Origin of the sequence: Pseudomonas brassicae, from assembly GCF_010671725.1 — a bacterium.
GTDB classification, from domain to species: Bacteria; Pseudomonadota; Gammaproteobacteria; order Pseudomonadales; family Pseudomonadaceae; genus Aquipseudomonas; species Aquipseudomonas brassicae.
Genome location: NZ_JAAHBU010000307.1, coordinates 1 through 2,367, shown reverse-complemented (window position 1 = coordinate 2,367; position 2,367 = coordinate 1). Strand labels below are relative to the sequence as shown.

Annotated in this window: 2 protein-coding genes; one reads left to right on the top strand and one right to left on the bottom strand. The window is 67.6% G+C overall.

Features of this window, described 5'->3' with window-relative positions:
- Positions 1-35: 35 nt before the first annotated feature.
- Complete coding sequence (locus G3436_RS19595) at positions 36-1,196, bottom strand: AAA family ATPase (RefSeq protein WP_163948333.1); 1,161 nt, start codon at positions 1,194-1,196, stop codon at positions 36-38.
- Positions 1,197-1,367: 171 nt separating this feature from the next.
- Here G3436_RS19595 and G3436_RS19590 point away from each other — a divergent pair.
- A partial coding sequence (locus G3436_RS19590; RefSeq protein WP_163948336.1) for an efflux RND transporter periplasmic adaptor subunit occupies positions 1,368-2,367 on the top strand: 1,000 nt, incomplete at its 3' end.

Genomic DNA, 2,367 nt, shown 5'->3' with positions numbered 1-2,367 from the left:
TTGCCAGCGAAGGGCGCAACACCGTACTGGCAGTATTACTCCGGCCACCGCCACGCCGGCTCATCCAGCCGCCCTTGCCCCACCAGCCGGGTCTGCCCCAGCACCTTCTCCAGCACGATGCAGTTGCTCTGCGCCTCACGCTCCAGCGCCGCAATCAAGCGCGCGGCATGCGACACCACCCACACCTGACAGTCCCGCGATGCGCGCACGATCAGGCGTGCCAGCGCCGGCAACAGATCCGGGTGCAGGCTGGTCTCCGGCTCGTTGAGCACCATCATGCTCGGCGGCCTGGGCGTCAGCAGCGCCGCTACCAGCAACAGGTAGCGCAAGGTGCCGTCCGACAGCTCCGCCGCCGACAGCGGGCGCAGCAATCCCTCCTGATGGAACAGCAGGCCAAACTGGCCACCCAGCGTCGCATCGATCGCCAGGCGCGCCCCGGGGAATGCATCGCTGAGGGTCGCCTGCAACGCTTCGGGGTCGCCTATCTCGATGATCGTCTGCAGCGCCGCCGCCAGGTCCCGGCCGTCATGGTGCAACACCGGCGTGCGCGTACCCAACTGCGGCCGGCGCGCCGGTGCCTGGCTGTCGGTGCGGAAATGATCATAGAAGCGCCAGCCCCGAATCTGCTCGCGCAACACCAGTACCTCTGGCGAACTGCTCAGGTTGCCGACCTGGTCGAACAGGCTGTCGGCCCCCGAGGTGTGCTGCGCCACCACCGACCATTCGCGGCCGTCACGCACCTTCACCATCGGCCCCTTGCGCTGCACCAGCAGGCTGGCCGGCCGGCACAGCGCCCCGGCCCAGATGCCCTCGCGCTTCACTTCAGGGTCCAGGGCGAACATCGACAGTGTCGGTTCGGGAATGCCCAGGCTGATCGCGTAGCCGTAGTCTTCGCAACCAAAGCCCAGGCGCAGGCGCTTGGCTTCATTGCGGCGGGTGCCCTCGATGGTGACATCGCCACTGTGCATGCGTCGGCTGATGACTTCGGGCCCGGCCCAGAACGTCGACTCCAGCCCGCCCTCGGCGGCCAGCGCATTGATCACCCCGCCCCGCGCGGTTTCCGCCAGCAGGCGCAGGGCCTTGTACAGGTTGGACTTGCCGCTGCCGTTCGGCCCGGTGATCACGTTCAACCGGCCCAGCGGCAGCACCAGGTGGTTGATCGAGCGGTAGTTGGCAATGGCCAGGGTGGTCAGCATCGGGGCGTCCTGGGGCAGGCGGTAATGCGCCACAGTATTACCTAAACCACCGCGTTCAAGAATTGCCCCCGGAACAAGCGACGGGCGGAACCCTGATCTACGCTAACAGTCGCATCTACCAACCGGTCCGACCCACGCAAGGAGCCCGCATGATGCCGTCGCCCCCCCCACCTGATTGCCTGCCTGGGGCTCGCCCTTGTGCTCGGCGGCTGTGGCGAGAAGAAAGCCGTTGCGCCCGAGCTGCCCCGAGTCGCCGTGCAGCAGGTCGAGCCCGGCGACTTTGCCGCGTCGGTGACGCTCACCGGCGATGTGCAGGCCCGCGTGCAGGCCGACCTGTCGTTTCGCGTGGGCGGCAAGATCGTCCAGCGCAGCGTGGACGTCGGTGACCACGTCAGCGCCAACCAGGTGCTGGCGCGCCTGGACCCCAAGGACCTGCAGACCAACGTCGACTCGGCCAAGGCCGAGGTGTTCGCCGAACAGGCCCGCGTCACCCAGACCGCTGCCGCCTTCGTGCGCCAGCAGAAGCTCTTGCCCAAGGGCTACACCAGCCAGAGCGAATACGATTCGGCCCAGGCCGCCTTACGCAGCAGCCAGAGTGCGCTCAAGGCCGCCCAGGCGCAGTTGGCCAACGCCCGCGAGCAACTGAGCTATACCGCCTTGATTGCCGAGGCCCCCGGTGTGATCACCGCGCGCCAGGCCGAGGTCGGCCAGGTGGTGCAGGCCACTGTGCCGATCTTCACCCTGGCCCGTGACGGCGAACGTGATGCGGTGTTCAACGTGTACGAGTCGCTGCTGATGGCCCCGCCAAGCCAGCAGAGCATCACCGTCAGCCTGCTCGACGACCCCACGGTACAAGCCCAGGGTCAGGTGCGCGAGGTCACCCCGACGGTGTCGGCACAAAGTGGCACGGTGCAGGTAAAAGTAGCCCTGAGCAACGTACCGCCCGCCATGCAGCTGGGCTCGGTGGTGAGTGCCACGGCCAAGGCCCAGGGCACTCCGAGCGTCGAGCTGCCGTGGTCGGCGCTGACCAAGGATGTGCACGACCCGGCCGTGTGGCTGGTGGGCGAGGACAACAAGGTCAACCTGCACAAGGTCAAGGTGGTGCGCTACCTCACCGGCAAGGTGGTGGTGGGTGAAGGGCTCAAGGGCGGGGAACGCGTGGTGATCGCCG